The organism is Nocardia blacklockiae (genome assembly GCF_015477355.1).
In the GTDB taxonomy this organism is placed as follows: Bacteria; Actinomycetota; Actinomycetes; order Mycobacteriales; family Mycobacteriaceae; genus Nocardia; species Nocardia blacklockiae.
Window position 1 is genome coordinate 684,434 of sequence record NZ_JADLRJ010000003.1, and the last position, 23,929, is coordinate 708,362.

Consider the following 23,929-nt stretch of genomic DNA (forward strand, 5'->3'; position numbering starts at 1 on the left):
CCATGGACATCACCATCAACCAGACCTACCTCCCCCAGGACGACCCGGAGGCCGCGCTCGCCTTCTACCGCGACGTGCTCGGTTTCGAACTCCGCAAGGACGTCGGCTACAACGGACTGCGCTGGCTCACCGTCGGACCCGCGGGCCAGCCCGACGTCTCGATCGTCCTGTACCCGCCGGGCGCCACCCCGGGCATCACCGACGACGAGCGCCGCACCATCACCGAGATGATGGCCAAGGGCACCTACGCCAGCATCAACCTCGGCACCAAGGATCTCGACGGCACCTTCGAGCGCCTGCAGGCCGGCGACGCCGAGGTCATCCAGGAGCCGACCGATCAGCCGTACGGAGTCCGCGACTTCGCGGTCCGCGACCCCGCGGGAAATATGGTTCGCGTGCAGGAACTGCGCTGAGCGCGAAGAGGGAGAGACGATGACCAAGGGCACCGGGACGGTCCGCAGACCGTCCGCGCCGGCCGCCGACAGCCACGAGTTGATCCGCGTGCACGGCGCGCGCGTGAACAACTTGAAGGACATCAGCGTAGAGATTCCGAAACGCCGGCTGACGGTGTTCACCGGCGTCTCCGGTTCGGGCAAGAGCTCGCTGGTGTTCAGCACGATCGCCGCGGAGTCGCAGCGGCTGATCAACGAGACCTACAGCGCGTTCGTGCAGGGCTTCATGCCGACGCTGGCGCGGCCCGACGTCGACGTGCTGGAGGGGCTGACGACGGCGATCATCGTCGACCAGGAGCGGATGGGCGCCGACCCGCGCTCGACCGTCGGCACCGCCACCGACGCCAACGCGATGCTGCGCATCCTCTACAGCCGGCTCGGGCAGCCGCACATCGGGTCGCCGCAGGCCTTCTCGTTCAACGTCGCCTCGATCAGCGGCGCCGGCGCGGTCACGGTGGAGCGCAACGGCGCCCAGGTCAAGGAGCGCCGCGAGTTCAGCATCACGGGCGGCATGTGCCCGCGCTGCGAGGGCCGCGGCTCGGTCAACGACATCGACCTGACCCAGCTGTACGACGAGACCAAGTCGCTCAACGAGGGCGCGCTCACCATTCCCGGCTACAGCATGGACGGCTGGTACGGCCGCATCTTCTCCGGCTGCGGGTTCTTCGATCCGGACAAGCCGATCAAGAAGTACACCAAGAAGCAGCTCAACGACCTGCTCTACAAGGAGCCGACCAAGATCAAGGTCGACGGCATCAACCTCACCTACGAGGGGCTGATCCCGCGGATCCGGAAGTCGATGCTGTCCAAGGACGTCGACGCGCTGCAGCCGCACATCCGCGCCTTCGTGGAGCGCGCGGTCACCTTCCAGGTCTGCCCCGACTGCGCGGGCACCCGGCTCAACGAGGCCGCGCGGTCGTCGAAGATCGCGGGCGTCAGCATCGCCGACGCGTGCGCGATGCAGATCAGCGACCTCGCGGCGTGGGTCGGCGGCCTGTCCGAGCCGTCGGTGGCGCCGCTGCTCGACTCGCTGCGGCACACCCTGGACTCGTTCGTGGAGATCGGGCTGGGCTACCTCTCGCTCGACCGTCCGGCGGGCACCCTGTCCGGCGGTGAGGCGCAGCGGGTCAAGATGATTCGCCATCTCGGCTCCTCACTCACCGACGTCACCTACGTGTTCGACGAGCCCACCGCGGGCCTGCACCCGCACGACATCCAGCGGATGAACGATCTGCTGCTGCGCCTGCGGGACAAGGGCAACACGGTGCTGGTCGTGGAGCACAAGCCGGAGACGATCGCGATCGCCGACCACGTCGTGGACCTGGGTCCCGGCGCGGGGTCCGGCGGCGGCACCGTCTGCTTCGAGGGCACCGTGGACAAGCTGCGCACCAGCGGCACCATCACCGGCAGCCACTTCGACGACCGGGCGGCGCTCAAGGAGTCGGTGCGCGAGCCGAACGGCAAGCTGGAGATTCGCGGCGCGACGACCAACAACCTCCAGAACGTCGACGTCGACATTCCGATGGGTGTGCTCTGCGTGGTCACCGGTGTCGCGGGGTCGGGCAAGAGCTCGCTGATCCACGGGTCGATCCCCGCGTCGGCCGGGGTGGTCTCGGTCGACCAGACGCCCATCCGCGGCTCGCGGCGCAGCAACCCGGCGACCTACACCGGCCTGCTCGACCCGATCCGCAAGGCGTTCGCCAAGGCCAACGGCGTGAAGCCGGCCCTGTTCAGCGCCAATTCCGAAGGGGCGTGCCCGAACTGCAACGGCGCGGGCGTCGTCTACACCGACCTGGCCATGATGGCGGGCATCGCCACCACCTGCGAGGTCTGCGACGGCAAGCGGTTCCAGGCGGCCGTGCTGGACTACCACCTGGGTGGGCGCAATATCGCCGAGGTGCTCGCCATGTCGGTGCAGGAGGCCGAGCGGTTCTTCGCCGACGGTGAGGCCCGCACCCCGGCCGCGCACAAGATCCTCGAGCGGCTCGTCGACGTCGGCCTCGGCTATCTCACCATCGGTCAGCCGCTCACCACGCTGTCCGGCGGCGAGCGGCAGCGGCTCAAGCTCGCCACCCACATGGCCGACAAGGGCGGCATCTACGTCCTCGACGAACCGACCACCGGGCTGCATTTGGCCGATGTGGAACAGCTGCTCGGCCTGCTCGACCGCCTCGTCGAAGCGGGCAAGTCGGTCATCGTCATCGAGCACCACCAGGCCGTGATGGCGCACGCCGACTGGATCATCGACATCGGCCCGGGCGCCGGGCACGACGGCGGCAAGGTCGTCTTCGAGGGGACGCCGAGTGATCTGGTGGCGGATCGGTCGACGTTGACGGGTGAGCATTTGGCGGCTTACGTGGGGGTTTGAGATCCACCTGTCGTAGTGGAATCGGCTTGCCGGTTCCGCTATGGCTCTAGGCGTTCCAGGAGCCAGCGTGGTCCCACGGTGTCGGCTCCGAGCGTGTGAACTCGTTCGCGGAGGCCGCGATCCGCTGTCACGACGGTGACCTGGCCCGCGTCTTCCGCTGCCGCCACCACGTCCACGATCGCGTCGTCTCCCGATCCGTCCGCCAGCTCGATGCGCAGGGAATCGAAGCTGTCCTCCACCGCGACAGCCGCTTTCGCCGCACCTTCGAGCACGACGACAACCTGCTCATCCCATTGCGCCGCGGCGAGCCGCACCAGTAACCGCCGCGCGGCCCCGGCCCGATCGCGCCACCACCCGTCGGGCCGGGAGCCGACGACATTCGCCGCGTCCACCACGATCAGCCGACCTTCGTCCATGCCACCTCCTCGGGGGATTATCGTGCCGGGTGCCGTCAGACGGCGAGAGCCCAGGCTGGTTGCGGCGATCCCATGCCTGTCGCGGCATGAGGCGACGCCTATCGCGGCAGGAGACGACCCGTGAATCCGGCGTCGACCAGCCGCGCATACGCGGCGCGCACCTCACCCGGCACGTATTGCTCTATCGCCCAGCCCTTTTCGGCGTAAACCCACACCCGCTGCGTGTCACCGACGAGCATCGTGACGACGCGGTCGACATCGCCGATACTCGCGATGTACTCATCGAGCCCCATCGGCAGCGACGAACACAGCACTTCCACACCGGGCCAACGCCGCCGCGCAATCGCGTAACTCCGCCGCTGCTGGTACGGCCGCGAAATCAACAGCACGGAACGAATCGACCCGAGCCTGCCTTCCCGCTCGAGCAGCCTCCGGGTGAAGTCGATATTCTCGCCCGTATTCGTCGCCTCGGGCTCCACCAAAATCGCCGCGCCCGGCACCCCGAGCCCAACCGCATGCTCCCGATAGTGCACCGCTTCCCCCCGCGGAAACCGCTCCCGAGTAGTCGGCGCATTGGCCCCACTGAACACGATGAGCGGAAACAACCCCGCCCCGAACAACTCCGCGGCATGAGTAGCCACCCCCAGATCATGACTCCCCAGCCCCACCGCCACATCCACCGCCCGAACCTCATGCCCCATCCGGTTGTACTCCCACAGGACCTCGACATCGCCCCGAAGCCGATCGGGCAGCACAGGATTCGGCACCGACGCATTCTCCCAGCCGCAGTACTCGAGGGCCCAATCGACACGGCGCGCCCACCTCGGACCGGAAACCGGCCGTTAAAGGTCGGCGGAACCCAGTGTGCTCCAATGCGCTCGAGATGATCATGGTGGGATGAGCAGCGAGCCCACACCGTCCCCGCCGCGCCGTATACCGCGCCGCGTGATTTCGCCACGCAGGCCGCTGCCGAGGAGTCGCCGGGTCGCACGTGTGACCAGCCTCGAAATTCCCGAACCAAGTCGTCGCCGAAAAATCTTCCGGCGAATCAGGAATGTCGCGACGTGGAGCGGCTGGACCAAGTTGGCCGCGATCGCCGCGACAGTGGGCATCCTCGCCGGTTTGTACTTCAATAATCGCTCGTCGGAATTCAACACCCGAACCTTGGAGGCGAGTAGCAAACAGTATGCCGTCGGGGTGCAAACCGCGGTGACCGATCGCTATGCGAAAGCTGTCGAGGAGCTTGCCAGCGACAAGACCGAGATACGCCTCGGTGGCATCTATCTCTTGGAGCGACTGGCCACGGATTCGCCGAGCGACCGAAGAACGATCTACGATTTGCTCAGTGCGTTCATCCGGAAGTCGGCGCCGAACACGAGTGCGTGCGAGCTCGCCGACGACCCGGACGGGACGATGCCGTCGATCGATGTCCAAGCCGCCCTCACGGTTCTCGGTCGCCGAGCCGCCGGCGGCGAGCAGGAGCTGAATCTCATGCGCACCTGCCTGCGGGGAGCGGATCTGACCCGTGCGGATCTACGGAATGTGAACTTCTCGCGGTCGAGTCTCGAAAGCGCGCAAATTGTTGAGGCCACCCTGTCCGGCTCCCTGTTCTACGTGGATTTCAGCGGCGCGAATCTGGCCGGAGCGAGATTCCAGGACTTGACCGTGCAGCAGTCGAGGTTCGATGGAGCGGCTGCCCCGAGAATGCGCATGAACAATACGCAGATAGTATTGAGTTTGATGTGCAGAATGCAGCTCGACGGCGCAGACCTGGGGAATTCCGACATCCTGGACGTCGACCTGCGGGGAATACATATCGAAACGCAGGACAGTCCGTGGCCGGTCGCGAATTTCGCCGGAGCCCGATTCGGAAACATCGCGTACGACGACGAATCGAAGTGGCCCGCCGGGTTCGCGCCACCGCCGAACGACCCGACGTTGTCGGATCATCTGAAACTGAACGGCTTCCCCGCCGCACTGGTCGACTCGTGTGGAGTCTGCAACCAGGCCGACTGCCCGGCTTCCTGACCGCAGCCCCTCCCGCCCCAAAATGCCAGTTTTCCGGCTCAGACGGTCGCTGTGCTGCTACCGCGGCACACGCCTCGAAACGAACTTTCGGTGGGACCGATGAGTTCGGTGGTCCGGTCTCGTCCCTACGGTGACCGGCTCGGGCGAGCAGGGTCGGGTCGATCGGAAGGGGCGACATCTTGGAGACCACATTGTCCGCGGACGGCACGCGGCTGGCTTATGACGTGCGCGGTGATGGGCCCGTACTCGTCTACGTCACCGGCGCGATCTGCTTCCGCCAATTTCGTCCCGTGCTGGCCGATGTCAAGGCGTTCGCCGCGGAGTTCACCGTCTACACCTACGATCGGCGCGGGCGCGGGGACAGCGGAGACACCCTGCCCTACAGCGTCGACCGCGAGATCGAGGACATCGAGGCGATCATCGACGCCGCCGGCGGCACAGCCCATATCTACGGCCATTCGTCCGGTGCGGTGCTCGCACTGGAGGCAGCCCTGCGGATACCGGACAAAATCGATCGAGTCGTCATCTACGACGCCTCGTACGTGCACGCCGAACAGGAACGAGATTCCTACTCCGCGTTGTCCCGAAAGATCGGCCACCTGCTGGAGCGAGGCGAAAACGGCAGGGCGATAAAGCAATTCCTCCGCGGCATCGGCATGCCGCGCCCCTTCGTCGAACTACTGCCCCTGATGCCCGGATGGAAAACCATGAAGGCACTCGCCCCCACCCTCATGTACGACATCGCCATGACCGAGAACCTTCCCCCACTCGACCGCCTCAGGGGAATCAAGCTCCCCGTACAGGTCACCGTCGGCCAGCGCAGCCCCTCCAGCCTGCTCGCCGTGGCCCGGGCGGTAGCCGAGGCAATACCGGGCGCGGAGTACCAAGTGCTCGACGGTCAGGACCACATGGTGAGCCCCAAGGCACTGCTCCCGATCCTGACCCACGCCCTACTGAAGAGTTGAGACGCAAAACGACCCTCTACCCGTTGTGCTGGTAGAGGGTCTTTTATGCTCCCCCATCTGGACTCGAACCAGAAACCTGCCGTTAAGGGTTCGGGACTTTCCGGTGTTCATCCTTGATCACGTGTGGTACTACACGGCCGACTACCTGCGGCTATGTGTGAATGACATGCATCTTGGGTCACGGAAGATCACGCACGATGCCCCGGAAAGTTTGGGGAAATCTTGGGTGGGGTTGAATTCGTTCACACCGTTGATGTACGTCGGACGGGTAATTCCGTAACGGTGCCGGGGCGTGTCGCAGGTTGGTGCCCCCGGCGGGGCTCCATAAGGATGGGACCGGTGTCGACCAGCGGTTTTCGTGGGGGACGTTGACGATCGAAGCGGGTTTCGGCTATTCCAGGTCGGGTTGATCGTTATGGATCGGTCGATGGTGGATCGTCGGTGGTTGAGGCTTGTTGATGGGCCTGCCATTGGGTGATTTCGAGTAAGGCGCTGGCTTGTTGGCGGGCGAGGCGTTCGCCGTCTTCGCTGTCGACGACGTGGATCTGGACGGTAGCGGTCGGTCTGGGGCGCGGCGTCGTAGGGGGCGGAGTGTGTGCAGGGTGGGGCTGCTCGGTCATAGCCGTCATTGTGCGTTGAGAGGTAGGGGCAGGCGGTTGCGGGGTGGCGGGCGAAGGGTTTGCGAGCTGTGGGTGGGAAGGGTTCGGTGAGGTGTCGCGAGTGGCGAAGTTCTTCAGGACCCGGGCGGCCCGGCGAACCCGCCGATCAGCCATGTCGAGCCGCGCAGTGTGACGAAGAGGTCGACCCATCCGGCTTCTTGTATCTGCTGGCCGAACGGGCCGATTGTCTCCCGTTGCTCGGCTGACCGGTTGGCGTAGAACATTGCTTCGGGGAAGTTGTCGAAGACGAATCGGATACACGACAGTGGCAGCGAATGGACGGAGACTCCGGGTGGCGTGGAGTCTTCGGTGGGTCCAGCGAATCCCGACCCGTGGACTGTGTCGCCTGTCGCGTCGAGGACGCCGACGATTTCGAGATAGCCGGCTGGGAATTCGCCCCCGCCGTCAATATCGGATTGGTTGTCTTTCGCCCGCCACACCGTGAATGTCACGTCAGGAAGTGTGTCGAACTTGAAGGTCGTGTTCGCAACGCCGGCTCGCGATTTGTCGAATACCGGTGCCGGGCCGACGACATCGCCTGCCTGGAATCCGTCGAGCGTCCCCAGCAGGGGAGCCGCTGTCGACCGGGGGACTTCTCGCCCGCTACGACGCAGCGTTAGAAGAAGTTCCTCGGCGATAGTCCGCACAGATGCGTAGATTGGCGTCGGGATCGGTTCCGCCTCCGAGGACCCAGTGCCGAAGCGTTCGAATCCTGCGCTGTTTGAGCGTATGAGCGCGTGGGTCGTCTCGTTCAGCCGATCGATATGGGCCCCGCCGTCCTTGTTCGTGAGAGCCAGGACAAGGTCCTTCCGGCTGAATTCGGCACCGTTGGCGTCGAGGAGAACGGGGCGACGCCACCAGTCGTCGAAGCTTACGTAACGAGTCGAGTTGGACTGTTCGATCTGATCGGCGGTTCTTGCCAGGAAGGTGATCCCATCATCGTGACCGATGCCCATGGTCGTCAGACCGGGGCTACGAGCGACGATGGTCGGATCGCGGTCGATGACCGGAGCGCTGTCTGCCCACCTGAGGCTGTCTTTGATCCCGAGTTGGTCCAGCAGGCTGTGACTGGCCCTGGTGTCGTGGACCAATACTCTGATGACGAGGGCGATGCGCTTCGATTCGGGTAGTTCACCCCCGTCGAAAGCAGTGGCCGAGCTGGCAATGAAGCGCAGTTGCTCGGACAGATCCTTCTCGAGATCACGATCGCGAGGGTGAGTACTCACAACGCAACGATCGCACGAACAGCGTAGATGGCAATCCCCCGGCCCGCCTGACGAAGACACAGCCGTCACGAAGGGAAGGGGACGGCCTGAGAGCTGAGTTCATCCGGTGTTCGCTTGGCCAATGGTATCGATTGCTGTCAATATCGATGCGTGTCGAAGTCGGAGTTGTCGCTCGGTGTGAGTGGGGCGTGTGAGGCTGGGCCGCTGGTCCGTCAGCCGTTGACCGGTGCGGATGCGGAGGAGTTGGCGGGGGTGTTCAAGGCGTTGTCGGATCCGGTCCGGTTGCGGTTGTTGTCTGCGATCGCTGCTCGGTCGGGTCGGGAGGCGTGCGTGTGTGATGTGTCCGATGGGTTCGACGTGTCGCAGCCGACGATCTCTCATCATCTGAAGGTGCTGCGCGAGGCGGGCTTGCTGACCAGTGAGCGGCGGGCGTCGTGGGTGTACTACCGGGTGGTGCCCGACGCGTTGCAGCGGTTGTCGCGGGTGCTGGCGGTGGAGGCCGGATTCGAGGTGATCGCGTGACCGCTACCGCTGAACACCCGGCGGTGGTGGGGAAGCTGTCGACGCTGGACCGGTTCCTGCCGGTGTGGATCGGTGCCGCGATGGCCGCCGGGCTGCTGCTCGGGCGGCTGGTTCCCGGTCTCGGCGATGGGTTGAGCGCGGTCGAGGTGGATGGGATTTCGCTGCCGATCGCGGTTGGGCTGCTGGTGATGATGTATCCGGTGCTGGCGAAGGTGCGCTACGACCGCCTCGACACCGTGACCGGCGACCGCGGCCTGCTCCTCGGGTCGCTGGTCTTGAACTGGGTGATCGGCCCGGCGCTGATGTTCGCCTTGGCCTGGTTGTTGCTGCCGGACCTGCCCGAGTACCGCACCGGTCTGATCGTCGTCGGTCTCGCGAGATGTATTGCGATGGTGATCGTCTGGAATGATCTGGCGTGCGGTGATCGTGAGGCCGCGGCGGTGCTGGTGGCGTTGAACTCGGTGTTCCAGGTGGTGATGTTCGCGGTGCTGGGCTGGTTCTACCTGTCGGTGCTGCCGGGCCGGCTCGGGTTGGAGCAGACCACGATCGCTACCTCGCCGTGGCAGATCGCGAAATCGGTGCTGATCTTCCTCGGCATTCCACTGCTCGCCGGGTATCTCACCCGTCGCCTGGGCGAGCGCGCGAAGGGCCGCGCCTGGTACGAGTCCACGCTGCTGCCCCGGCTGGGGCCGTGGGCGTTGTACGGGTTGCTGTTCACGATCGTGATCCTGTTCGCGTTGCAGGGTAAGCAGATCACGTCGCATCCGGTCGATGTGGTGCGGATCGCGGTCCCGTTGCTGGTGTATTTCGCGGTGATGTGGGGCGGCGGCTACCTGCTCGGCGCGGTGCTGCGGCTGGGGTATGCGCGGACGACGACGATGGCGTTCACCGCGGCGGGCAACAACTTCGAGCTCGCGATCGCGGTCGCGATAGCCACCTACGGTGCCGCGTCCGGTCAGGCCCTCGCGGGCGTGGTGGGTCCGTTGATCGAGGTTCCGGTCCTGGTCGGCCTCGTCTACGTCTCGCTCGCGCTACGGAAACGCTTCTCTGGCACCTTGTCCGCGATCGAACCGTCCGGAGTCTCGTCATGACCGACAGTCGTCTCGCGCATGCCGATCAGGTGCGTGACACCGTGCTCGTCGAACCGGAAGGAGCTGGCGCGCAATGATTTCCGGATCAGTTGGGTCGGGGAAGCCGAGTGTGTTGTTCGTGTGCGTGCACAACGCGGGACGCTCGCAGATGGCGCAGGGGTTCCTTACCCGTCTGGTCGGGGAGCGGATCGAGGTGCGCTCGGCTGGGTCGGTGCCGGCGGAGTCGATCGATCCGGCCGTGGTCGAGGCCATGCGCGAGGTCGGTATCGACATCACCGGCCAGGCCCCGAAAGTCCGCACTCCCGACGCAGTGCAGGCATCGGATGTGGTGATCACCATGGGGTGTGGTGACGCCTGCCCGTACTTCCCAGGAGTGGATTACCGCGATTGGGCTCTCGACGACCCCGCCGGGCTCGGGGTGGCGGCGGTGCGGCCGATCCGCGACCAGATCCGCAAGCTCGTCGAAGAGCTGGTCGCCGACCTGCTCCCCGACCACACCTGACACCGGCCGAGCACGCCGTCGCTGCCCACTCGGCTTTCCTGTGCGGCTGGCGGCGAGGTCTCATCGACCGCTGCTCATCTCGGTCCTGAGGGCCGACCATGACATCCAGTGCGATGCACGAAGGGATCCGACCACGTCTGCGCCGCCGTGGCCTTGTTGTCGACCGCCAGGGCACGGCCGAGTCCGTCCGGCACCGCGGTGCTGTCCTGCCGGACGATGGGTTGGCCTTGCTCGGCGGCACGGTCCCCCGAGAACCGCGCCAGCATCGCTCTGCACCACCAAGCCGGATACCGCACCATCGGCGTCCGCGAACGCATCGCCAATTCCACGGCCACTGGGCCCCCGCAATTAGCAGCCTTGACTGTGACCGGGGGCCGCGCTCGCACGCCTGGCTCGCCTAAAGATCCGAACCTCGCGCTGTTGCCGAAAGAAGTACCGCGCAGCCATGGGCGGTCTAGGGTGTGCTAAGTCCCGATTGGCGCGTAGACGAGGGTCTTCCATCCGTTCGACCCATCTACCTGCGGTGTTAGCGGGCAGCAACCCCGGATGATTCGAACCTGCGACACGTGACCTGGGGTTTCTTGTCGAGAAATTACTTTACCGCGCAAGTATCAGGTTTGACCTGCGTGAATACTCGTCCCCCAGTGCCCCCGGCGGGGCGCTATAAGGATGGGACCTGCGTTGGCCAGCGGTTTTGCTGGGGAACGTTGACGGTGGATGCGGGATACGACTATCGGAAGCCGGATTGATGCCCGTTGCATCCGTCGCCCCGTTGTCTCAATCTTGCCAGCTGTGATCGGCGGAAAATCGCTCGATACGCGGCTACTTAACACTGGTGCCAGGACCTGATCCCGGCCAGGATCGGGTCCAGGTACCCGGCGAGAAGCTCTATAAGCGGCTGCCCACCAGCATCATTGGTGTGGCTCTCACATGGCTTGCCTCTCACCGGGTGCCGTGCCGGGAATGGCTGAAGAGGGGTCTGCCCAGCTCGAAGTAGCGGTGCCTTCCCGCACGGACCTCACACGCCGAGACCGGAAGGACACCACCGGTGGCAGTCATCATCGGAATGGACCCGCACAAACGCTCAGCCACGATCGAGATCATCGACCCCACCGGCAAGATACTGGCCACGGGCCGATACGGCACCGACAACACCGGCTACACCGAAATGCTCACCGCCGCACAGCGATACACCGAACGGGTCTGGGCGATCGAGGGGTGCAACGGCATCGGCCGACACATCGCCCACCGCCTGGTCCACGACGGGGAAACCGTGATCGACGTGCCAGCGAAACTCTCAGCCCAGGTGCGAGTGTTCGCCACCGGCAACGGCCGCAAGACCGATCCGGTCGATGCGCATTCGGTGGCGATGGCGGCGTTGCGGGCACCGGATCTGCGCCGTGTCCAGGCGGATTCGGAGTTGATCGCGTTGGGCATGCTGGCCGATCGCCGAGACGAACTCGGCCGGGCTCGCACCGACACCGTCAACCGGCTGCACCGACTGCTGCTGGAACTTTTTCCTGGTGGCGCAAAGAAGTTCCTGACGGCCACCCAAGCCCGAAAGCTGGTGGCGACCGTCAAACCGCGCGACCCGGCCGGCAAGGTCCGGCGCCGCCTGGTCGTGGAGTTGATAGGCGAGCTGGCAACCATCGACCGCAAAATCAAAGCCGCGGACAAAGAATTGCGCCAACTCGTCACCGACCGCGGTTCCACGCTGGCCGATCTGCGCGGCATCGGACCGGCCGGCGCGGCTCGACTGCTGGCGGATGTCGCTGACATCCACCGCTTCCGGGACCGGAATCGGTTCGCGTCCTGGAACGGCACCGCACCGCTAGATGCGTCCTCGGGTCAGCAGCAACGGCATCGGCTCTCGCGCGCCGGAAACCGCAAGATCAACCGCGTCCTACACACGATGGCCATGGTTCAACTGCGCCGTCCCAGCGCCGGGCGCACCTACTACGACCGCCGCAGAGCCGACGGCAAGACCTCGATGGAAGCGATGCGGGCCCTGAAACGACGACTGTCGAACGTCGTCTACACCCGCATGCTCGCCGACCAGCAAAAGTGGGAAAAGGTAAGCCCGAGAGGGCAATCGGGGGCGGCTACTGACTCCAGCGCGACCGGCTCAACCCCGCACACCGGCACTTCGGACAAGCCACAACCCGGACTCACCACCAACCAGAATAACGTCGACCTGCAACCTGCGCCTTGACACGAGAGGGGAGCCATGTGCGGACGTTTCTACGTGGGCGGCGAGCCTCTGCGCGCTGGTTGGTCCGGGGGGGCACCTGAATCGGGATCTGATGCGGTGACCCAGACGACTCGCGCCCATCCGGCCTCGACCGGATGGGCGCGAACGCTGTTGTGTAAGAACGCGGTCCGAACTACGCGCACCCTGCCGGTTTACCGCCGGACATGCTCAGCAGCCCGCAGCCTGCCTTCCCCGCCAGCAGTGTCTGGATGAGGCTGGACACTGTGGAGGCGGAACCGGTACCGGCTGCCGGAGGTGTGGTGGTGTCCGCGGCCGCGGTGCCCGCCGTGAGAGCGGCCCCACCCGCGAGGAGGGCTACGGTCGCGACAGTGCTGACGATGGCACGTTTCATGTCCTGCTGTTCCTTCTTGATAAATCGGTGCCGACCGGAGATGGCCGGCCATATCCGAAGTATATGAATTGCTTCTTCTCTCGCCCGCAGCGACATGTGCCGCAGATCGAAGGACCTGTCCCAACGCACGCTCGTCGGCATGTCAGTGCGTTCGCCGGCCGGTGCTGCGGCGTCCCGAACCGAGCGGATCAGCGGCATAACCGGGTGCCTGACTCGCCCTGTTTCAGTCGAGCTTTACCAGTACGAATTCGTCCAGGTCGGCTGCGAGTCGATACAACTGGGCATACCGAGTCAGCAGGTCGAGAAGGTAATCGCGATCCCACGGGCCCTTGCATACACCAGACGCTTCCATGGCCTCAGCGTCGAACAGCTGTGCAGCACTTGCGCGGCTGTTGTCGATGTGCGCCGCGGCGATTCCGCGGCCTCCGGCGTTTCCCGCCCCGGTCTGGGGAGCGGAGAGTACGCGAACCGGCGTCGTGTGAATTGATGGAACGGGCGAAGTTGTTGTTTGACGCTCGACGTATCTGTCCGGTTGACCTGCGGAAATTTGTCGCAGGTTGGTACCCGGGAGGGGCTCGAACCTGCGACTAGTGACCTGGTAAAACGTCGGAGGCGTTCTTGATGCATGACGCTTCAACCGCTGTGATCTGCGGAAATAGTGTCGCAGTCCCGTGCCCCCGGAGGGGTTCGTCACAGAACTGTCCGATGGGACAGGTTGCCCGAAAGAATGTGAACAGCTTGCTGCCGGAGATGTTCGGTGAGACGAGAATTTGTCGGGTATGCCATTCACCGCGCGTCTCATTCGTGGTTTCCTATTCGGTGAACGCCTGGACATCGATGGGGGTGCCCGCGGAAGATGATCGAGTACGCCCAGGCGTTGCGGACGATAGTGGTCGTCGCGTTCCCAGCCAAGGTGGGCAGAAACCCTCCAGTGGAGCACTGGACAAAGGGACTGGTCCGAATTCTTATTTCTGTTGGGCGGTTGGTGACCGAAGCCGATTACTCGGTATACGTCACCAGCGGAGACTCTGATGATCGCGCATGCAGTCGAGGACCGACCTATAGCCACCACAGAGATACCGGGCCCGTAATCCGCCGCGGGGTTTCGGCGGCAGTAGCCGAGCGCACGGGTGCGGGGCAGGCGAGGGGGCTCAGTGCGTACCGGCGCCGCCTTCGGATTCCCACTGCTGCTCTGCGCCAACGGTTTCCGTGCTGTCATCGATGTCCTTGGGCACGGTGATGGCCAGTAGGGACGCCACGGTCGAGGTGTTGGCGGGGTCGGCCGCGGCGGTCAGGGCGGCGCCGGCGGTGGCGCTGGTGGTGTTCGGTGGGATGATCAGCAGAGTCAGGGCGGTGCCGTCGAGTGCGTGGACGTCGATGGTGGCGGCGGGCCGGTGCCGGTATCCGTCGAGGCGTATCTGCTGGTCGCCGATGCGGGTTTTGCGTGGGGCCGGCGTCCATGTGTCGAGGTGGTAGATCACGCGGTGGATCGGGCCGAGTCGTGGAGTGAGCGCCGGGAATAGGTCGGGGAGTTCGGTGACCAGGTCGTGGCTGTGGGGCCACCAGGCGCCGTCGACCGGGCCGGCGTGGCGGGCTTCGGGCGCAAGGCACAGCCGTGGCTGAGCAGCGGACGCACTGTGTCGATCCGGGTGTGGCGTCATCGTGGATGTCCGGTTCGGCGGGCCGGTGGCCCTGCCCATGTCGAGGTGATTGGTGATCGGGCGTCGCGCTTCGATGTGGGTCATGATCGTGCCTCCGGTCCGGACAGCGGGGACGGCTCGCTGGCCGTGGTCAGGGTGGGGCGGGTGTTGTCGTGGTCGGCGGCCGAGGCGATGACCTGCAATACGAGCATCGTGTTGTCGGTGCCGAAGAGATACATCGTGTTACCCGCCGAGAACGGGTGGGCCTTGAGTTGGACCTCGCCGTGGCCGACGGTCAGCTGCCGGGGTGCGGGGGCCCAGCTGACCTGGTCGTAGACGACGCGGCGGACGGGGCCCAGTCGAATCGCCAGGAAGGTCAGCAAACCGGGGAGTTCGGTGGCGAGCCGGTCGGATCGCGGCCACCAGAGACCGTCGATGTAGCCGTCGCTTTCGGGCTTCAGCCGCAACCGGGGCAGGCGCTCGGGTGGGATGCGATGCCGGGCCGTGTGCCGGTGAATGTGCAGTAATGCCATGGCGGTACTCCCGTGGTCGATTACCTCCAGTACACGTCACACCCTCCATGATGTCAACATTGTAGGTCTACATCATTGGCGTCGGATTCGCCGGTGTGATCTCATCTGCCGAACTATCGTTGATGCGGAGGCGCGGTCCCCTCCTCGAGGGGTCGGCTCCACCGGAGCAGACGGGATGTCGGATAGGGAGCCGTCGTGAGTGGCTTCGATTCGGTGGGTTCGGAGCGATTCCTCGCCGCACTGTCCGCGGTACCGCGCGATGTCGTCGGGCCGCCGCGCATCGTCATGGCGTGTGTGGCGGTGCTGGCGGTGCAGCGCGCCGCGATCGCGGTGGAGGTCACCGGGACCGGCTGGGAGGTGTTGTGCGCCAGCGATTCGGCCGCCGACCGGTTCGAGGCGTTGCAGGCCACCGTGGGGCAGGGCCCGGGGATCGACGCGGCCGTGCGCGGTGAGGTGGTCGTGGTCGAGGACCTGGCGCTGATCCAGCACCGATGGCCACTGCTGGGTGCGGCGATGGATCCTGGTGAGTCCGGGGCGGTGTATTCGATTCCGCTACAGGCCGGAGCCGTCCGGCTGGGAGTGCTGGATTTGTTCTGTGCAGAGCCGGGACGCCTGGATGGATCGCGGTGGGTGGCGGTGTCCTCGGTCGCCACGATGGTGACGATGATCCTGCTGTCGGATCAGAACGCCGATGGCGCCGAGATGGTATTGGGGCAGTGGTGGAATTCCGCGCCGCACACCCGCGACATCCACCAGGCCAGTGGAATGGTCGCCGCGCAACTCGGGATACCGGTCCGCGATGCCTACTCCCGCCTGCAAGCCCACGCCTTCGCCCGAGGGTTCACCTTGGCCGAGGTCGCCGTGGATGTCGTGGCGCGCCGGTTGCATTTCAACCCCGCCTCCGAGGTGCCGTGACCCGCAACGGATATCGAACCGGATTCAGGAAGAGACAGTCATGAACGAGCGAGAAGGCCCACTGGTGAAGGCGTTCGTGGAGCTGGCGGACACCCTCGTCGCCGACTACGACGTGATCGAACTGGCGCAACGCCTCGTCGATGACTGCGTGCGGCTGCTCGCTGTCGACGCCGCCGGGATCCTGCTGGCCGCCCCCGGCGGTGGACTGCAGGTGCTGGCCTCCACGACCGAGCAGGCCCGGCTGCTGGAGTTGTTCCAGGTGCAATCGGAGGCCGGCCCGTGCCTGCTCGCCTACCGCAGCGGCGGCGGCGTTCTGGTCGAAGATCTCACGGTCGAGCCCGAACGGTGGCCCGCGTTCGCGCGCCGTGCCATCGCGGACGGGTTCGGTGCGGTGTGCGCGCTGCCACTACGGCTGCGCGAGGAACGTATCGGCGCGTTGAATCTGTTCTCCGCCACGGCCGGGGCATTGTCCGCGCAGGACGTCCTGGTCGGACAGGCCCTGGCCGATATCGCCACCATCGGGATTCTGCACCAGCGCGCGGCCACCCGGTCGGAAACCATCAACCAGCAACTGCAGACGGCGTTGAACACCCGCATCATTATCGAACAGGCCAAAGGCATGCTCGCCGAACGCGGCAGGCTCGATATGGACCACGCCTTCCTGCGATTGCGTACCTACGCCCGCGCCAACAACCTGCGCCTCACCGAACTCGCCCGAGCCGTCGTGCAGGGCACCGCCGAGATCGGGACCCTGCTCGGCGAATCCGCTCCCTGACCCATCGAACCGGCCGGCGCGACAACCCGCGCCGGCCGCTTGCCCGGACGAATACTTCGCAGAACCCGGAACGAGGCGAAGCGGACGTGTCGATCTGCCTCAGCGAGACGAACGCCAGCAGAAGATATCGGTAACCTGCGGCGGTTGGTCTCGTTCGACGTGACGGGCGGGCAGTGCGTCGGCCAGGATCTGCTGCCATTGTGTCGCGGTCAGCGTGCCGATCCAGCCGGTTCGGACCGCGGACGTCGGGTCGTCGAGTATCGCGAGCGCCACGTGCTCTACGTGCAGCTGCCGATGCCCTCCGGCGTTGGCGATATCCACCGCGCGTTGCAGCACCTGCTCGAGGTCCGGGGTGATCCACCCGTCGATATGGGTGGTGTCCATGGCCGGTGGAGGATTCGGGGGAGTCGGTTCCTGATTGCCGGATCGTGCCGTCGTTGTCACTGTTCGCCTCCGGATCTCATGCATGGGTCAGGTTTGGATTGCCGGGGACCGGGGCAAGAGCCAGCGGCCGACGAACAAGATAATCGCCGGTAGCACAAATAATACCAGCATTGTCCACCCCTACTGGGGAAACCTACAAACAAACCGCAGCGATGGTCAGTGTGGAACGGGGAGCGGTTCCCGCTCTAGTTGTTGTGGTTGGCGTATTACGACGGCTGCGGGCTGTGGGGTGTTTCCGGTGACGATGGGCGGCAGTGCGAGCCGGAAGATTTTCCACCACACCGAGCCGATTTGTGCGCGGAGGGGGCCGGTGTTGTAGGGCAGGCCGTATTTTTCGCATAGGGCGCGGATCTCGGGTGCGATTTCGGAGTATCGGTTGGATGGCAGGTCGGGGAACAGGTGGTGTTCGATTTGGTGGGAGAGGTTGCCGGCCAGAATGTGGAACGGTTTGCTGCCGGTGATATTGGCCGAGCCGAGCATTTGCCGCATATACCATTCACCGCGTGTCTCGTTCGCGGTTTCCTCCTCGGTGAATGCCTGGGTGCCGGAGGGGAAGTGCCCGCAGAAGATGATCGAATAGGCCCAGATGTTGCGGACGAGGTTGGCGGTGGTGTTACCGGCGAGGGTGGGCAGGAATAGTGGACCGCTCAGTAGCGGGAACAGTATGTAGTCCTTGAGCACCTGTTTGCCGGCCTTGCGCCATTGGCCGGTGAGCAGCGCTTTGATGTCGGACCATCGGCGTCTGCCTCGCACGATGTTGTCCACCTCGAGGTTGTGCAGCATTACCCCCCACTCGACCAGCAGCATCAGCGTGAATGCGTATACCGGATTGCCCAGGTAGTACGGATTCCACCGCTGGCCCTCGTCGATGCGTAGGAAGCCGTAGCCGAGGTCCCTGTCGCGGCCGCGGATGTTGGTGTAAGTGTGGTGGATGTAGTTGTGTGAGTATTTCCATTGGTCGGCCGGGCAGACCAGATCCCATTCCCAAGTGCTGGAATGGATTTCGGGGTCGTTCATCCAATCCCACTGGCCGTGGCAGACGTTGTGGCCGAGTTCCATGTTGTTCAGGATCTTGGACAAGCTCAGTGCGGTCACCCCCGCCAGCCAGAACGGAGGCAGGAAACCCAGATACATCAGGCTGCGGCCCGCGACTTCGCAACCGCGCTGTGTCTTGATGATCGAAAGAATGTACTCGCGGTCCCGGGCGCCCAGGTCGGCGGTGATGCGGGCGCGCAGCGCGTCGAGCCGGCGGCCGATCTCCTCGACCTCGTGCGGGCTCAGCGCCAGTGGGGTGCTCGGGGTGTCGGTGAGTGTGGGCATGGCGGTTCTCCATTCGGCTGTCGGATTTCGATCTCGACACGACTGGCCGCGACGTTGCCGCACAGCTGAATCGGCTGATCGGGATCACGCTGGAGCGCTTCGTCGCGCAGAGTGCGGATGAGGTCGGCGCGCTCGATCCGGGCACAGGATGCGGAGATCCCCATTCTACAGCCGTATTCCGTTGGTACTCCTACGATTTCGGTCGAAATCGCGACTTCGTTCGCGGGGACATGACTGGTACGGTCCTGCGTGCGATCCCGCCCGCACACTGGAATATATTGTAGGTCTACAATGTTGACACGCCTGTGGCGGCGGCGTTTACTGGAAGGGTCAACAGATCCGAGGGATCGCCATCGTCCTGCTCATCGGTCTCGCGCTGATGGTCGCCGGTCGCACCCAACGCACCACTCGGGAGCCGTCATGCTCGTCATCGTCCTGATCGCCGGCCTCGTCCTCGGCGTGCTCATCGGGGCCGTCGCCGTAACCGTCCTGAATCATGGATCCGCAGGCGGCGGGCGCCCTGCCGCTGCGGCACGAGCATTGCTGCGCCGGGCGCATCCCGGGGAGACGGCGGCAAGCCGGGACTACGCCGAGCACGCCGGCGGCTCACGGCACATCCGCACCTATCCGAGCTGGCGAGACAGGCTCGAGTAACCGATGCTGACGCAGACACTGTGGGAGATCGCGACCCGGTGGGGCGAGCAATCGGCCATCCGGCAGCAGCGCAACCGAGCGAATGCTGCGCGACAGTCCGAACTGCACGCGCACGTCGCCGCGGACCGGTCCGCGACCGAGCGTCGAGCAATGTCCGTTCGCCTGCACGGAGTCGGCTCCGAATCGTGGTGGCGGGCTGCCCCGGCCGCGACCGTGCTGGCTGCCTGGTTCGATGCGCAAGCCTGGTGTCGCGACGATCCGATCGCCGACCACGCCCGGCGGCAGCTGGCGGACGGACTACTCGAACAACACGGTATCGATGTCGCCGAGATCGAGCAGCAGTCGAATCCGGCAGCACTCGAACAGGCGATAGAGAACGCCTACAGCACACGCGCCGCCAAGGATCGGGCACAGACCGCGCAACGCTACGCAACCGATGCCGTCGCCGCGGCGGAGCACCTCGACGACGAGCACCGTCGCTACGCCGGTGCCGCGATCGCCCAGTACGGGCAGGCCGCCGCGCGGATGCTGGCGAATCGCCGCCGCGCGATTCCCGTCGAACGCGGCGATCGGGCCATCCGTGAATCGGCGCGAGTCGCGATCGAGCTGGTGCTCTCGGCATCGAGTACCGATCGCGACAAGGTGCTGTTCGCCCTCGACTACCTGACCGGCGACACGCCCGCAGACCTCGCCACGGCCGATTGGGAAGCCCACTCCGACATCCATGCCAAGGTCGACGCCGCCCTGCGGGAATATCAGCGACGGCTCACGCACGGCGCCGACATCTCGCGGGTCACCGCGGAAATCACAGAGCTGATCAGGAATTTACCCGGCCCCGAGGGCCGCCTCGTCGGGACCCGGGCCGCGCGGATCATCGCGACGCCGTCCGGCTGGTACCCGTGGCTGTGGCCGGGCGCCGTACGAAAGGACCTGCTGGGCCGGCAGATCACCGACTACGTGCGGGCCTCGTGGTCGCATTCGGCCGGCAACGGCCGCCAGGCGGCCGAGCTGCGCGGCATGATCCTCGACCGGAACAGCGAACTGAGCCGAATCGAACGCGACCAGCTGACACTCACGCTCGCCGACGTCGAAGAGCCGGGACTGAGCCCGCTACCACGGACACTGTGGGCCGACCACGAATCGCAGTATCGCGCAAACCGCGAACAGGTCTACCACGATACGGTCGTACGGTCGGTCAATCTGGTCACGCGGATCACCGAACTCCTCACCGTGAGCGGAATCGACCCGCACGCACCGCAACTCGGATCAGTGCACGGCAGCGTCGCGGCGTTGTGCCGGGAATGCGAGAGGGTCGCCGTGAACGGCAGTGATACTCCGCCCGCAGGCCACCGCGCATTGGCAGACCAGCTGGCCCGCGCCGGAATTGCAGGCTCGTTGCGGGCAGACATTCTCAGCGCCGCCACCCATCTGCAGACCACCTCGGTGTGGGTGTCGGCCACCGCCCGCCGCCAGGATGAACAGCCGCCCGACCGGTCCGCCACGCGCGGGTGACACCTCGCCGCAGTTCATCGGTCGGTGATGGTTGCCATCAGGATGGAATGCGCGGTGTGGTGGTTCGTGGTCGAAGCGATGACGCGCAAGACGATCATGTGGCCGTTGCTGCCGTAGACGTACATGGTGTTGCCCGCCTCGAACGGATACGCGTCGAGCTGCACCGTACGGTCGGCGACGGCCAGTTGCCGAGGGACGCGCGACCAGCTTGCACGGTCGTAGACGACGCGCTGGATGGGCCCGAGCCGGACGGCCAGCACCGTCATCAGATCGGGCAGTTCGGCGGTGAGAGTGCCCGAGCGCGGCCACCATGCGCCATCGATGTATTCCTCGCTGTCGGCCTTCGGCCGCAGTTTCAACCGGGGCGTGAAGTCGGGTGGAACACGATGCCGGGCGGGATTGCGGTGCATCCGGAGTGCGGACATGATTGCTCTCCTCCTGGGCTTCCGATACCGGCGACGGTCGTCAGCAGGTGCCGGTGGGGTGTGTTTGCGCGGACTGCTCGCGAGCTTCATAGTGCTGGTCGCCGAGAGCGTCCAACGCTGTTATACTACACTGTAGACGTACGTCGTAGAAGGACATAGTCTGGGGAGACAGTCGGTGCGGGTATCGAGCGGTCGGCGGATTGGGTCTCCGGTCGAATCGCGCAACCGGAGATGGGATCAATCCGATGACCGAAAACAAGATCGCAGAGCGCGTTCGGGCAGCGACGGGCAGCGTTGGGAAATATCTCCGCGACGTCGGCGGCCTCCTCGGAGGACATGGTCACCGGGGGCGTGGTCCCTTGAATCGGGTCGAGCAGACGCTGCGGGGCGTATTCAAACGCTGACCCCACCCACCTATCGGCGATACCCCGAATGTGGCTGTTCGGAGGCCGCATCGTCGTCCGATGCGAAGTAGATCCGGTCGATTCCCGGCCGAGACAGGAGCGTCGACCATGACGCGATCAATCAACCGAACCGCCGGCGGGTCGCACGGCCCGCCCGCCGAACGTGTACCGCGCATGCTGCTGAAGGCCGATTCCGCGAAGACCGGATATGTCGACGGAGCGTGGTGGCCTTACAGTGGCGACCTCGCGGCCGAGCTTCCGACGGTGCTCACCCCGTTGGCCGCACGGCTCGGCACTGTTCATCGTGTGACCTACCGCCTTCATGAATGGCCAAGTGCGCCTGCGGAACTCGTCTTCGCCGGGCAGGTCGTGCGACTCGATGGATTCAGTCACGGCACCGTGCACACGGTCGAGGTGTCCGGCCCGCGCGACCGCCGGTTGGTCTTGCTGGTGGTTGCGCCGGGAACGCCGGCGCATCGTGCGTTCTCGGTGCTGACCTCCGCATCCGGCAAGAACAACGAATCGACTGTCGAGGAATTGCTGATGATCGGCCGGCGAGCACGTGCCGTCCGTACCGGCCGGGCCGCCGCGTTGCGACGGTGGCGACGCGAACTCGAGGCTCGCCGCATCGGATGGACCGGCGGCGCCGGGAAGGAACGGTCGTGAATGTCATCGTTGCGATCATCGTCGTGGTCGTGGTGCTGCTGATCGCGGTGGCGCTCTCCATTCGGGTCGTGACCCAGTACGAGAAGGGCGTGTTGTTCCGGCTCGGGCGTGTGGTGGCGGTACGGGACCCGGGCTTGAACCTCATCGTCCCGGTGATCGATCGGCTCCACAGAGTGTCGATGCGGATCGTCACCATGCCGATCCAGTCGCAGGGCATCATCACCCGTGACAACGTCAGTGTCGATATCTCGGCCGTCGCCTACTTCCGGGTTATCGACGCCGAGAAGTCGGTGGTGGCGATCGAGAACGTGTACTCCGCGATCGATCAGATCGCCCAGACCACGCTACGTAAAGTGGTCGGTCAGCACACTCTCGACCAGGCGCTCTCCGAGACCGACACGATCAATGCCGACATCGCGCAGATCCTCGACACCACCACCCTGGAGTGGGGCGTGGAGGTCACCCTGGTGGAACTGAAGGACATCCAGCTGCCGGGCAGCATGCAGCGGGCGATGGCTCGCCAGGCCGAGGCCGAGCGCGAGAAGCGCGCCAAAATCATTGCCGCCGAGGGTGAATCGCTGGCAGCCGCTGCGCTGGGCGATGCCTCGGACACGATGATGGCCCACCCTCTCGCCCTGCAGCTGCGCAATCTGCAAACCCTGATCGAACTCGGCGTCGACAAGAACACCACCGTGGTGTTCCCCGCGCCGCTGATGAGCGCGATCAGCGAGGTCGGCACCTTCCTGGCCCGCGAGAAGGCCGCTTCCGCAACCCTGCACGCGGCCGTCGCGCCGACACCCAACGGCGCCGACTCGTGACGAACCGGTCACCACCTCGCCTCAGCGGGTCACCCTGCGATAGCGCCGGCCGGCCAGGGCGAAACGAGCCAGGCGTGCCACTGGCCGGCCGGGTGTCCCGGGCAGTCATAACCTCCACGCCGTGGTGATCGATCCGTGTGTCGGTCAGCTCTTGTGGACGCCGCAGGTGCTTGTGTATCAACATTGTTGACCTACGCTTGCCCGGCCGAATGAATTGGAGCCCCTCCGTGGTGGATGAATCATCGAACAATTCCAGGAAGCCCAGGGGCGGTCGGCACGACAGTCCGGTGACGCGCGCGGCGGTGCTGAGTGCAGCGCTCGAGATCGTCGACCGCGACGGGGTTGAGGGGTTGTCGATGCGGCGTCTGGCCGAGGCGGTGGGCCGCGATCCGATGGTGATCTATCGGCATGTGCCGAATAAGGCGGCGGTGCTCGACGGGGTCGCAGAGATCGTATTCGGGCAGCTCTCGGTCGACGCCGCGGCGTCCGACTGGGTCGCCGAGGTGCGCCGTATCGCTCGCGATTTCCGGGGGTTGGCGCTGGCACATCCGCGGGCGGTGCCGCTGCTGGTGACCAGGCCGCTGGCCACCCCGCTGGGGCAGCGGCCACTGGCGGTGGTGCGCCCGCTCGAGGATATGCTCGCGCTGCTCAAATGCGCCGGGTACACCGAGGTCGACGCGTTGCACATCTACCGGGCGTTGTTCGGGTTCCTCTACGGGCACGTGCTCAACGAGCTGCAGGAGATCGTCGAGCGCCCGGAGGAAACCGACGATGTGCTGCGGCTCGGGTTACATCGGTTGCCGATCGGTGAATTCCCGCTGGTGCGGAACCTGGCGCCGGTGCTGGCGACCTATGACGGTGCGGCGGAGCTGGAGCGCGGTCTCGACATCCTGCTGGCCGGTCTCGCTGCGACACTGCCCGGACCCGGTGATGCCACATTGCCCGGGCCGGAGGATGCCCCCGCCGCGCGGTGACCGGGTGCACACGGCGT

General features: G+C 65.4%; 26 protein-coding genes and 1 pseudogene. 16 read left to right on the plus strand and 11 right to left on the minus strand.

From position 1 onward, the window contains the following. Window positions 1–2: 2 nt before the first annotated feature. Together IU476_RS12705 and IU476_RS12710 are read left to right on the plus strand one after the other, a co-directional pair. Complete coding sequence (locus IU476_RS12705; protein ID WP_195099705.1) at window positions 3–413, plus strand: VOC family protein; 411 nt, start codon at window positions 3–5, stop codon at window positions 411–413. Between the two features lie 19 nt (window positions 414–432). Next, entirely contained in the window at window positions 433–2,820 is a 2,388-nt protein-coding gene (locus IU476_RS12710) for an ATP-binding cassette domain-containing protein (protein WP_195099708.1), read from the plus strand. A 38-nt stretch (window positions 2,821–2,858) separates the two neighbouring features. On the opposite strand, the gene IU476_RS12715 is transcribed toward IU476_RS12710, so the two are convergent. Together IU476_RS12715 and IU476_RS12720 are read right to left on the minus strand one after the other, a co-directional pair. Continuing rightward, on the minus strand, window positions 2,859–3,236 hold the full coding sequence (locus IU476_RS12715) for an NYN domain-containing protein (RefSeq protein ID WP_195099710.1): 378 nt from the start codon (window positions 3,234–3,236) through the stop codon (window positions 2,859–2,861). A 98-nt stretch (window positions 3,237–3,334) separates the two neighbouring features. Beyond that, window positions 3,335–4,003, minus strand: a complete 669-nt coding sequence (locus tag IU476_RS12720; protein WP_324194034.1) for a YdcF family protein — start codon at window positions 4,001–4,003, stop codon at window positions 3,335–3,337. 226 nt (window positions 4,004–4,229) lie between these two features. Here IU476_RS12720 and IU476_RS37040 point away from each other — a divergent pair, with 226 nt between their 5' ends. Both IU476_RS37040 and IU476_RS12730 read left to right on the plus strand, forming a co-directional pair. Further along, window positions 4,230–5,264 carry a pentapeptide repeat-containing protein gene (locus tag IU476_RS37040; protein ID WP_195099711.1) on the plus strand — a complete coding sequence of 345 codons (1,035 nt, stop codon included), beginning with the start codon at window positions 4,230–4,232 and terminating at the stop codon, window positions 5,262–5,264. A gap of 179 nt (window positions 5,265–5,443) precedes the next feature. Next, the gene (locus IU476_RS12730; RefSeq protein ID WP_195099712.1) at window positions 5,444–6,229 is read left to right on the plus strand and encodes an alpha/beta fold hydrolase; all 786 of its coding nucleotides are present in this window, start codon (window positions 5,444–5,446) and stop codon (window positions 6,227–6,229) included. Between the two features lie 413 nt (window positions 6,230–6,642). Here the strand turns inward: IU476_RS12730 and IU476_RS12735 are convergent, their stop codons facing one another. Together IU476_RS12735 and IU476_RS12740 are read right to left on the minus strand one after the other, a co-directional pair. Next, the gene (locus IU476_RS12735; protein ID WP_195099715.1) at window positions 6,643–6,849 is read right to left on the minus strand and encodes a hypothetical protein; all 207 of its coding nucleotides are present in this window, start codon (window positions 6,847–6,849) and stop codon (window positions 6,643–6,645) included. A 113-nt stretch (window positions 6,850–6,962) separates the two neighbouring features. After that, the gene (locus IU476_RS12740) at window positions 6,963–8,114 is read right to left on the minus strand and encodes a hypothetical protein (RefSeq protein WP_195099717.1); all 1,152 of its coding nucleotides are present in this window, start codon (window positions 8,112–8,114) and stop codon (window positions 6,963–6,965) included. Window positions 8,115–8,264: 150 nt separating this feature from the next. Here IU476_RS12740 and IU476_RS12745 point away from each other — a divergent pair, with 150 nt between their 5' ends. The 4 genes from IU476_RS12745 (at window position 8,265) to IU476_RS12760 (ending at window position 12,441) form a co-directional block, all read left to right on the plus strand. Next, window positions 8,265–8,636 carry an ArsR/SmtB family transcription factor gene (locus IU476_RS12745; protein ID WP_195099718.1) on the plus strand — a complete coding sequence of 124 codons (372 nt, stop codon included), beginning with the start codon at window positions 8,265–8,267 and terminating at the stop codon, window positions 8,634–8,636. Next, a complete protein-coding gene (arsB, locus tag IU476_RS12750; protein WP_324194035.1) occupies window positions 8,633–9,727 on the plus strand; it encodes an ACR3 family arsenite efflux transporter in 1,095 nt (364 codons plus the stop codon). The genes IU476_RS12745 and arsB overlap by 4 nt, the downstream gene beginning before the upstream one ends. A 73-nt stretch (window positions 9,728–9,800) precedes the next feature. Beyond that, complete coding sequence (locus tag IU476_RS12755; RefSeq protein ID WP_195099719.1) at window positions 9,801–10,229, plus strand: arsenate reductase ArsC; 429 nt, start codon at window positions 9,801–9,803, stop codon at window positions 10,227–10,229. A 1,048-nt stretch (window positions 10,230–11,277) separates the two neighbouring features. Further along, window positions 11,278–12,441: an IS110 family RNA-guided transposase gene (locus IU476_RS12760; RefSeq protein ID WP_195099720.1), complete on the plus strand. Its 1,164-nt coding sequence runs from the start codon at window positions 11,278–11,280 to the stop codon at window positions 12,439–12,441. Between the two features lie 172 nt (window positions 12,442–12,613). On the opposite strand, the gene IU476_RS12765 is transcribed toward IU476_RS12760, so the two are convergent. From IU476_RS12765 to IU476_RS12775, 4 genes and pseudogenes are all read right to left on the minus strand, one after another. After that, window positions 12,614–12,832 carry a hypothetical protein gene (locus tag IU476_RS12765; protein ID WP_195099722.1) on the minus strand — a complete coding sequence of 73 codons (219 nt, stop codon included), beginning with the start codon at window positions 12,830–12,832 and terminating at the stop codon, window positions 12,614–12,616. Between the two features lie 702 nt (window positions 12,833–13,534). Continuing rightward, window positions 13,535–13,756: pseudogene (locus tag IU476_RS36090) on the minus strand (acyl-CoA desaturase); the annotation flags it as partial. Window positions 13,757–13,983: 227 nt separating this feature from the next. Then, entirely contained in the window at window positions 13,984–14,577 is a 594-nt protein-coding gene (locus IU476_RS12770; RefSeq protein WP_324194036.1) for a DUF5994 family protein, read from the minus strand. Next, the gene (locus tag IU476_RS12775) at window positions 14,574–15,005 is read right to left on the minus strand and encodes a DUF5994 family protein (protein ID WP_195099724.1); all 432 of its coding nucleotides are present in this window, start codon (window positions 15,003–15,005) and stop codon (window positions 14,574–14,576) included. The genes IU476_RS12770 and IU476_RS12775 overlap by 4 nt, the downstream gene beginning before the upstream one ends. A 195-nt stretch (window positions 15,006–15,200) precedes the next feature. Here IU476_RS12775 and IU476_RS37045 point away from each other — a divergent pair, with 195 nt between their 5' ends. Beyond that, window positions 15,201–15,920 (plus strand): GAF and ANTAR domain-containing protein, encoded by a 720-nt coding sequence (locus tag IU476_RS37045; protein ID WP_195099726.1) that lies wholly within the window; start codon window positions 15,201–15,203, stop codon window positions 15,918–15,920. A gap of 40 nt (window positions 15,921–15,960) precedes the next feature. Then, complete coding sequence (locus tag IU476_RS12785) at window positions 15,961–16,695, plus strand: GAF and ANTAR domain-containing protein (RefSeq protein ID WP_195099727.1); 735 nt, start codon at window positions 15,961–15,963, stop codon at window positions 16,693–16,695. Window positions 16,696–16,794: 99 nt separating this feature from the next. Here the strand turns inward: IU476_RS12785 and IU476_RS12790 are convergent, their stop codons facing one another. Both IU476_RS12790 and IU476_RS12795 read right to left on the minus strand, forming a co-directional pair. Continuing rightward, the gene (locus tag IU476_RS12790; RefSeq protein WP_195099728.1) at window positions 16,795–17,079 is read right to left on the minus strand and encodes a Clp protease N-terminal domain-containing protein; all 285 of its coding nucleotides are present in this window, start codon (window positions 17,077–17,079) and stop codon (window positions 16,795–16,797) included. Window positions 17,080–17,295: 216 nt separating this feature from the next. Then, the gene (locus IU476_RS12795; RefSeq protein WP_195099729.1) at window positions 17,296–18,459 is read right to left on the minus strand and encodes a fatty acid desaturase family protein; all 1,164 of its coding nucleotides are present in this window, start codon (window positions 18,457–18,459) and stop codon (window positions 17,296–17,298) included. Here IU476_RS12795 and IU476_RS12800 point away from each other — a divergent pair. The 3 genes from IU476_RS12800 (at window position 18,450) to IU476_RS12810 (ending at window position 20,625) form a co-directional block, all read left to right on the plus strand. Beyond that, window positions 18,450–18,743 (plus strand): hypothetical protein, encoded by a 294-nt coding sequence (locus IU476_RS12800; protein ID WP_195099731.1) that lies wholly within the window; start codon window positions 18,450–18,452, stop codon window positions 18,741–18,743. The genes IU476_RS12795 and IU476_RS12800 overlap by 10 nt on opposite strands. Before the next feature lie 136 nt (window positions 18,744–18,879). Further along, window positions 18,880–19,113 (plus strand): hypothetical protein, encoded by a 234-nt coding sequence (locus IU476_RS12805; RefSeq protein ID WP_195099733.1) that lies wholly within the window; start codon window positions 18,880–18,882, stop codon window positions 19,111–19,113. Between the two features lie 3 nt (window positions 19,114–19,116). Continuing rightward, the gene (locus IU476_RS12810) at window positions 19,117–20,625 is read left to right on the plus strand and encodes a hypothetical protein (RefSeq protein WP_195099736.1); all 1,509 of its coding nucleotides are present in this window, start codon (window positions 19,117–19,119) and stop codon (window positions 20,623–20,625) included. A gap of 14 nt (window positions 20,626–20,639) precedes the next feature. On the opposite strand, the gene IU476_RS12815 is transcribed toward IU476_RS12810, so the two are convergent. Beyond that, complete coding sequence (locus tag IU476_RS12815) at window positions 20,640–21,050, minus strand: DUF5994 family protein (RefSeq protein WP_195099739.1); 411 nt, start codon at window positions 21,048–21,050, stop codon at window positions 20,640–20,642. Window positions 21,051–21,628: 578 nt separating this feature from the next. Between IU476_RS12815 and IU476_RS12820 the strand changes: the two genes are divergently transcribed. The 3 genes from IU476_RS12820 to IU476_RS12830 all read left to right on the plus strand — a co-directional run bounded on the left by IU476_RS12820 (window position 21,629) and on the right by IU476_RS12830 (window position 23,912). Continuing rightward, complete coding sequence (locus IU476_RS12820; RefSeq protein ID WP_195099742.1) at window positions 21,629–22,120, plus strand: DUF5994 family protein; 492 nt, start codon at window positions 21,629–21,631, stop codon at window positions 22,118–22,120. Then, window positions 22,087–22,938 (plus strand): slipin family protein, encoded by an 852-nt coding sequence (locus IU476_RS12825; RefSeq protein WP_195099745.1) that lies wholly within the window; start codon window positions 22,087–22,089, stop codon window positions 22,936–22,938. Before IU476_RS12820 ends, IU476_RS12825 begins: the two co-directional genes overlap by 34 nt. Window positions 22,939–23,147: 209 nt before the next feature. Further along, window positions 23,148–23,912 (plus strand): TetR/AcrR family transcriptional regulator C-terminal domain-containing protein, encoded by a 765-nt coding sequence (locus IU476_RS12830; protein ID WP_195099910.1) that lies wholly within the window; start codon window positions 23,148–23,150, stop codon window positions 23,910–23,912. Window positions 23,913–23,929: the final 17 nt, after the last annotated feature.